Below are 7,476 nucleotides of genomic sequence, written 5' to 3'. Positions count from 1 at the left end.
GGCTGATGCCGCCCGGCTTACTGACTGTACCGACGCGTGAACCTCTAACTGAGGTTTATGAATGAAACGAATTTTAATTAACGCAACGCACGAGGAAGAGTTGCGTGTTGCGATGGTCGATGGCCAACGCTTGTTCGATTTGGATATCGACACCCCTTCCAGAGAACAAAAGAAAGGCAATATTTATAAAGGTAAAATCACTCGCGTAGAACCCAGTCTTGAGGCTGTTTTTGTTGAATATGGTTCTGAGCGTCAAGGCTTTCTGCCACTAAAAGAAATCAGCAAAACCTACTTCAGACAGACCAAAGATGATGGCGAAAACAATGGCCGCATCAATGTGCAGGATGTACTTTCTGTTGGCCAGGAACTGGTTATTCAGATTGAAAAAGAAGAGCGTGGTAACAAAGGCGCTGCACTGACAACCTTTATCAGTCTGGCAGGTCGTTATTTGGTACTGATGCCAAACAGCCCCCGAGCTGGCGGTATTTCACGTCGCATTGAAGGTGATGATCGCGCTGAACTGCAAGAAGCTTTACGCGAGCTGGAAATCCCTGAAGGCATGGGCATGATTGTCCGCACTGCCGGTGTAGGCAAGCAAACCGAAGAATTACAATGGGATTTGGAATATCTGGTTCAGTTGTGGACAGCAATTGATCTGGCGACCAAAGACCGTACTGCACCATTTCTGGTTTATCAAGAAAGCAATATCATCATTCGTGCTTTACGTGACTATTTACGTAAAGACATTGGTGAAATCTTGGTTGATTCCCCAGAAGTCTATCAAACAGGTTATGACTTCATGCGCATGGTTATGCCGCATGAACTGAGCAAATTCAAGCTCTACCAGGACAAGGTTCCGTTATTTACCCGTTATCAATTGGAAAGCCAGATCGAAAGTGCCTTCCGTCATGAAGTGCGTTTGCCTTCCGGTGGCGCATTGGTCATTGATCCGACAGAAGCGTTGATTTCTATTGACGTTAACTCGGCGCGCGCTAATAAAGGCGGTGATATCGAAGAAACCGCACTGAATACCAATCTGGAAGCGGCTGAAGAAATTGCCCGTCAATTACGTTTGCGTGATTTGGGCGGCCTGGTGGTTATCGACTTTATTGATATGGGCCCAACCCGTAATCAGCGAGAAGTTGAAAACCGACTGCGTGACCATCTCAAATCGGATCGGGCACGGGTACAAATCGGCCGTATTTCCCGTTTTGGTTTGCTGGAAATGTCGCGTCAACGTTTGCGTCCGGCATTGGGTGATGCCCATCAGGAAGTCTGCCCGCGCTGTGCCGGTTTAGGCCATGTACGAGGTGTTGAATCATTAGGCTTAGCTGTATTACGACTGGTTGAAGAAGAAGCCACCAAAGATAACGTCAGCCAACTGGTGATCCAGTTGCCTGTGTCTGTAGCGACTTTCATGCTTAATGAAAAACGCGCGCAGATTGATGCGATTGAGAAACGTCATGGTGTGCGTTTGTTGCTGATTCCTAATCCGCATCTGGAGACACCGCACTACGATATCGAGCGTATTAAGGATGGCAATGAAAAACAAACCAGCAGCCATCAATTAATTAGCACGCCTGAAATTGAAGCAGCCGTAGTGTTAAAAGAAAAACCGGTTATGGAACAACCTGCGGTTACTGGAATAGCACCTATTGCCCCGGCACCTATTATTAAGCCGACTGCAACTGCACCAGCTGAACGTAAACCAAGCCTGTTAAAACGTTTGTTAGGTGTGTTAACCGGTTCGCCTGTTGAAGAGCCTGCAGAGGCCTCCAAACCACATGCTGCAGACAAAGAGACGGATGCTGAGAGAGAAGCTCGCCATCAGAATCGTCGCAATCGTGGTCGCAACAATAATAATCGACGTAATAATAACCGTCCACGCCGTCCGGAAGGTGCAACAGGTGAAGACTTGCCTGCTGCTAAAGTGACCGCACCAACGTCTGTGGCTAATGCTGTTGAAGCTGAAAACAAACCGGCAGTCGATGCTAACGGTGAGGAAAAACCACGTAACCCGAACGCTAAACGTTCTCGTCGTGGTGGACGCCGCCGCCGTGGACGTGGTGAAGGTGATGTTGCAGCGACTGAAACAACGGCTAACGAAACTGTTGAAAAAATTGAGAAAGTTGAAAAAGTGGAACGCGTCGAAAGAGGCAATGCCATTCCGACACCGCCACCAGAAGTTAACGGCAACGCAATTCCTGCACCGGAACCTGAAATAAACGGCAATGCAATTCCGGCTTCTACTGAACCTGAGGTGGATGGTAATAAAATACCGGAAAAATCGGCACCACGTCGTTCGCGTACCAGCACCAGTGCCAGTACCAATAATCGTCGCCGTCGCGGTGCACCACCGAAAGATAAAGAACCACGCGAAGCGAATGAAGTAGAAAAAAATCCTGCTTCGGCTGATAATGAGACTCAGAAGGTTGATAAACCAAAACCAACTGAAGAGAGTCCTAAAGCAGATGCCAAGGAATCATAAATTTAGCTGTGACGACTTGCTGAACCTTATTGGTCAGCAAGTCGTATATCACCATCAACGCTGTGAGATTATTGAGTTGCTGGATGGTTGTGAGCTGGTGTTACAAGAGCTCAATCAAGATAAAAATATCCAGCCAACACAATATGGAGAAGGGCATCGCCCGGTTCCCGTTACTCATGTGTTACCGGTTTTTGATGGCGAAGGTGAGTTACATACCGAACTTGTCGCTGCCGGTCTCGATATACTACTGAGAGAACAAGGCTTCTACGGCCAGTAAATCCTGCTCTGTATCCACTCCATGTCCAGGAGCAACCTGGGCTTCTGTTAAATGAATCCGATTACCATGATAGAGCGCTCTGAGCTGTTCCAGTGACTCGAACTGTTCTGGTGGTGCTGGGGGCAACTCATGATAGCGATGTAGAAAATCCGCTCGATAAGCATATAAACCAACATGTTTGAAATGCGGCATGCGGATAGCGTCCAGCTGTTGTTTATCACTGAAATGTTGGCGTAACCATGGAATGGGGGCGCGACTGAAATACATCGCATAACCTTTGGCATCCACTACCACCTTAACGATATTGGGGTCAAACACCTGTTCAGCATGTTCCAGGGGACTATACAACGTGGTGATTGAGGCTTCTCGATGATGTGCCAGATCGGCCGCCACCTGATTGATTAATACTGCTGGCAAACAAGGCTCATCTCCCTGCACATTGACGATTAAATCATCACCATGAAACGCTCTTAATTGCGCCACTTCCGCCAACCGATCTGTTCCGGAAATATGATCTTCGCGGGTCATGCAGACATCCGCCCCAAAATTCTTTGCTGAATCAGCTATCCGCTGATCATCTGTGGCGATAATCACCTCACTGGCTTCACTGGCCAATGCACGTTCATAGACATGTTGAATCATCGGCTTGCCAGCGATTTCACGTAAAGGCTTGCCAGGTAGCCGGCTTGAGGCAAAACGGGCAGGGATAATGATTTTAAATTGCATCAGTCGAGTTCTTCAGCAGTCAGTTCACGCGCTTCATCAATCAACATGACTGGTATCTCATCACGAATCGGATACGCCATCCGACAGGGTTTGCAAATCAATTCCTGTGATTGTTTTTGATAAACAAGACTACTCTTGCAGACAGGACAGGCGAGTATTTCCAATAAAGTCTTATCCATTTAAAAGCTCTCTTAGTTTTTGGTCGATTTCAGGGCCAAGTGAAGGACTCAGCTGTGCCTCAGCTGGCACGTACCACATATTGGTTGACGCAAATGCCTGACATTTTACCGCATCTTTTTCTGTCATCAGTATGGGATATGACTCGGCAAACTGGAAATCAGCGGCGGTGTAGTGATGATGATCAGCAAAAGCATGGGGGACAATGGTTAAGCCCAACTGTTGTAACTGGTCAAAAAAACGCTGTGGATGGCCAATACCAGCAACGGCATGAACAGGTGTAGTGTTAAATTCACTTAAGGATTTTTGAGATGTTTCATTCTGCAATTGAATGGCGTATTGGATATGCAGTTGCATGCTCAGATCGGCAGGATTGGCTGCGCCATGCTGAATAACAAAATCAACGGTATTCAAACGGGAGATGGGCTCACGCAATGGCCCGGCTGGTAAACATGCCTGATTTCCCAGACCGCGTTTTTTATCAATAATGACGATTTCCAAATCACGTTGCAGTCGATAATGCTGCAAACCATCATCAGTGATAATGATATTGCAGTCATTTTCTGCCAGTAACTGTTCGCCCGCTGCCACCCGATCCGCTGCAACCACTACCGGACATTGAGTACGCCGATGGATCAACAGTGGTTCATCGCCGACTTGCGAAGCCTGACTATGCTCATGAACACTGCAGGGATAATGATCGGCTTTGCCACCGTAACCGCGACTGATAATACCCGGCCGCCAACCCTGTTGTTTTAAATACTGGGCCAACCAGATGACGAAAGGCGTTTTGCCGCTGCCACCCACACTGATATTACCCACCACAACCACCGGTACCGGCAATGAGAGCTGTTTAAATATGCCAACTCGATATGCCTGACGTCGCAGCATGATAATCAGTCGATATAGCCAGCTTAAAGGCAATAACAACCAAGTTAACAGAGTAGGTTGATACCAGCTATTGGTCAGCCAATCTGCTTTCATTAACGTTGCTGAAACTGCAGTCGATAGAGTTCGGCGTAATGATGTCCTTTATCCAGCAACTGCTGATGGGTACCAGTCTCAACAATATGACCGTCATGCATCACCACAATAAGATCGGCTTTTTCTATGGTGGAAAGCCTATGAGCAATCACCAACGTTGTCCGGCTTTGCATCAGATTTTCCAATGCTGATTGGATATGTCTTTCAGCTTCAGAGTCGAGAGAGGCAGTGGCTTCATCCAGAATTAAAATAGGTGTATCGCGCAGCAACGCTCTGGCAATAGCCAATCGTTGACGTTGTCCACCAGAAAGTAATACCCCATTCTGTCCCACCTGAGTGTGCAAACCGTCAGGTAATTTTTTGATAAATTCCCATGCGTGAGCAGATTTAGCGGCTTCTATGATGCGCTCTTCAGCAATTTTTTCGGTCTGACCATAAGTAATATTATTGGCAATAGTGTCGTTAAAAAGAATTACTTGCTGATTAACAAGCGATATCTGCTTGCGTAAATCCGCCAGTCGCAACTCATTAATATCAATCTCATCAATTAAAATCCGTCCGCTGGTTGGATGATAAAAACGGGTAAGCAAGCTGACCAAAGTGGTTTTTCCGCTACCCGAATGTCCAACGAAGGCTATCGTCTGTCCCGATTTGACTTCAAAGTTGATGTGCTCCAAAACCTGACTATTTGAGCTGTCGTAATGAAAACCAACCTGTTCATAACGGATATCACCCTTGGCACGATCCAAGGTTTTTTCTCCGTTATCCGATTCCGGTTTTTGGTCCAGTAAGCCAAAAATACTGTCTGCAGCGGCAATCCCCGATTGCAGCTTGGAATTCACTTTGGTTAAACGCTTCAAAGGGGTGAGCAACATTAACATAGCGGTAATGAACGAGATAAAGCTGCCGACAGTAATGGTTTCCAGCATAGTCGGGGTTGTGGCAAGGAAAATAACCATCGCCATACCAACAGCTGCAATCAGCGAAATAATGGGCTGACTGATTGCATCCGTACCAATTTTTTTCATTCGTTGCCGACGATTAAGCTGATTGACCTTGTCAAAGCGTCGAATCTCATATTCCTGGCTACCAAAGGTTTTGACTTCTCTATGTCCTTCGATAACTTCGCTGGAGACATGGCTGACATCACCCATAGAATCCTGAATATTTTTACTCAGTCGGCGAAAGCGAACGCTGATGTGATAAACCAGCATGCCAATAAATGGCACTGTCAATAAAATGATAAGCGAGAGTAATCCATTCAGATAGATCATCCATGCCAGTAAACCGATAATGGTCAGGGTATCGCGAATGATGGTCATAATCGCGTCAGTGGCGGCTTCAGCGACCTGTTCTACATCGTAGAGTAGCTTGGACATCAGTTGACCAGAGGTGCTGTGGTCATAAAACGTGGCAGGAAGCCCGATAAGTCGATTAAACATCTCTTCACGTAATGTCTTAATTACATTCCGTGAAATCCAGCCCAAGCCATAGGTCGTAAAAAAATCTGATAAGCCACGGATAATAAACAAACCAATCAGTGCGGCAGGCAGCAGTTTGATAATCGTTGGGTCGCGATCTACAAAACTCCCATCCATCAATGGTTTCATTAACGCTGCCATCCCGGTTTCGGTGGCGGCATATACCACCATAGCCAAAACAACAGCTACAAATCCAAACCAATAAGGTTTGACGTATTTCAGCAGGCGCTTATAGAGTTGAAAAGCGCTCATCTCAGTGGCAATTTGTTTCATGGAATCTCTGTTGTTTTTTGACGTGTTGCTAGTGTTAAGCGGGTAAATCCAAGTAATTGGGCTGCATCCATGGCAGTGACAATATGCTGGTATTCGGCATTGGCATCTGCACTGATGATAATGTGCGGATCTTCATTATCACCTGCCGTGGTTTTCAGTAAATCACGCAGTGCATCTCGTGAGAGTTCGGCCATGGCAGTATCGTTGACCAGTACCTCACCGTTAGCCCGAATGACAATATCAATCGATGCTTCCTGTTCAGTTAATGCCTGACCGCTGGCTTCGGGTAAATCGACTTTTAACGAGCTTTCCCGGATAAAACTGGTAGATACCATAAAAAATAACAGCAGCAGAAACACCACATCAATCATCGGGGTGAGATTGACATCCGGTTCCTCAGATTTACGGGGCAACAATTTCATTGCGCACGCGCCTCATCGGGGTCAAATTCACGCTCACCATGTAACATTTCAATTAATTGCATGGCTTGTTCTTCCATGCTCACCACCAGCTGATTAATTTTTCCGCGGAAGTAGCGATAAAAAATAACGCTGGGGATAGCCACAACTAAACCGGCAGCAGTGGTGATTAAAGCTTCTGAAATACCGCCAGCCAAAGTTTCCGGATTACCAACGCCTTCCAACGTAATAACGGCAAACACTTTGATCATACCAATGACCGTTCCCAATAAACCGATCAATGGAGAGATAGCGGCAATAGTACCCAGAGTATTGAGGTTGCGTTCCAATTGCTGGGTTACATGACGGCCAGTGTCCTCAATGCTTTCCTTTGTGATATCACGGGAGCTATTACGATTAATCAGACCGGCGGCAAGAATTTGACCGAGAGGGGAGTTCTTTTGCAGCGAATTAATGCGGTATTGGTCGATTTGTTTGAACTGTAACCATTGCCAGATTTGGGTGATTAATTCAGGTGGTGCGATTCGACGTTTTTGTAGACTCCAAAATCGCTCTGCAATAATCGCAATTGCAATTATTGAACAGCCAAGTAGCGGTAACATCAGCCAGCCACCTGCTTTAAATAGTTCCAGCATGCTCCATCCGTCCCAG

8 protein-coding genes are annotated in these 7,476 nt (G+C 46.5%); 2 read left to right on the top strand and 6 right to left on the bottom strand.

Going from position 1 to position 7,476, the window contains the following annotated elements:
* The first annotated feature begins 61 nt into the window (after positions 1–61).
* Together Q7V21_RS03090 and Q7V21_RS03085 are read left to right on the top strand one after the other, a co-directional pair.
* Positions 62–2,488, top strand: a complete 2,427-nt coding sequence (locus tag Q7V21_RS03090) for an Rne/Rng family ribonuclease (protein WP_304915877.1) — start codon at positions 62–64, stop codon at positions 2,486–2,488.
* A gap of 16 nt (positions 2,489–2,504) precedes the next feature.
* Entirely contained in the window at positions 2,505–2,765 is a 261-nt protein-coding gene (locus Q7V21_RS03085; protein WP_304915876.1) for a hypothetical protein, read from the top strand.
* Here the strand turns inward: Q7V21_RS03085 and kdsB are convergent.
* The 6 genes from kdsB to Q7V21_RS03055 are packed head-to-tail and all read right to left on the bottom strand — an operon-like array spanning position 2,733 to position 7,460.
* Entirely contained in the window at positions 2,733–3,491 is a 759-nt protein-coding gene (gene kdsB / locus Q7V21_RS03080) for a 3-deoxy-manno-octulosonate cytidylyltransferase (protein ID WP_304915875.1), read from the bottom strand. The two genes, Q7V21_RS03085 and kdsB, sit on opposite strands and share 33 nt — an antisense overlap.
* Positions 3,491–3,670: a Trm112 family protein gene (locus tag Q7V21_RS03075; protein WP_304915874.1), complete on the bottom strand. Its 180-nt coding sequence runs from the start codon at positions 3,668–3,670 to the stop codon at positions 3,491–3,493. Before Q7V21_RS03075 ends, kdsB begins: the two co-directional genes overlap by 1 nt.
* Positions 3,663–4,652 (bottom strand): tetraacyldisaccharide 4'-kinase, encoded by a 990-nt coding sequence (gene lpxK, locus Q7V21_RS03070; RefSeq protein WP_304915873.1) that lies wholly within the window; start codon positions 4,650–4,652, stop codon positions 3,663–3,665. The genes Q7V21_RS03075 and lpxK overlap by 8 nt, the downstream gene beginning before the upstream one ends.
* Entirely contained in the window at positions 4,652–6,406 is a 1,755-nt protein-coding gene (msbA, locus tag Q7V21_RS03065) for a lipid A export permease/ATP-binding protein MsbA (RefSeq protein WP_304915872.1), read from the bottom strand. Before msbA ends, lpxK begins: the two co-directional genes overlap by 1 nt.
* Complete coding sequence (locus Q7V21_RS03060) at positions 6,403–6,828, bottom strand: biopolymer transporter ExbD (protein ID WP_304915871.1); 426 nt, start codon at positions 6,826–6,828, stop codon at positions 6,403–6,405. Before Q7V21_RS03060 ends, msbA begins: the two co-directional genes overlap by 4 nt.
* Positions 6,825–7,460, bottom strand: a complete 636-nt coding sequence (locus Q7V21_RS03055) for a MotA/TolQ/ExbB proton channel family protein (RefSeq protein WP_304915870.1) — start codon at positions 7,458–7,460, stop codon at positions 6,825–6,827. Before Q7V21_RS03055 ends, Q7V21_RS03060 begins: the two co-directional genes overlap by 4 nt.
* Positions 7,461–7,476: the final 16 nt, after the last annotated feature.

It is taken from the genome of Methylophaga sp., assembly GCF_030651745.1.
Note: the sequence above shows the minus strand (reverse complement) of the source record. Positions and strands in the feature narration are given on the sequence as shown.

Coding starts and splice junctions, on each gene's coding strand:
- Q7V21_RS03090 (WP_304915877.1), top strand. CDS start 62: ATGAAACGAATTTTAATTAACGCAACGCACGAGGAAGAGTTGCGTGTT.
- kdsB (WP_304915875.1), bottom strand. CDS start 3,491: ATGCAATTTAAAATCATTATCCCTGCCCGTTTTGCCTCAAGCCGGCTA.
- Q7V21_RS03075 (WP_304915874.1), bottom strand. CDS start 3,670: ATGGATAAGACTTTATTGGAAATACTCGCCTGTCCTGTCTGCAAGAGT.
- lpxK (WP_304915873.1), bottom strand. CDS start 4,652: ATGAAAGCAGATTGGCTGACCAATAGCTGGTATCAACCTACTCTGTTA.
- msbA (WP_304915872.1), bottom strand. CDS start 6,406: ATGAAACAAATTGCCACTGAGATGAGCGCTTTTCAACTCTATAAGCGC.
- Q7V21_RS03060 (WP_304915871.1), bottom strand. CDS start 6,828: ATGAAATTGTTGCCCCGTAAATCTGAGGAACCGGATGTCAATCTCACC.
- Q7V21_RS03055 (WP_304915870.1), bottom strand. CDS start 7,460: ATGCTGGAACTATTTAAAGCAGGTGGCTGGCTGATGTTACCGCTACTT.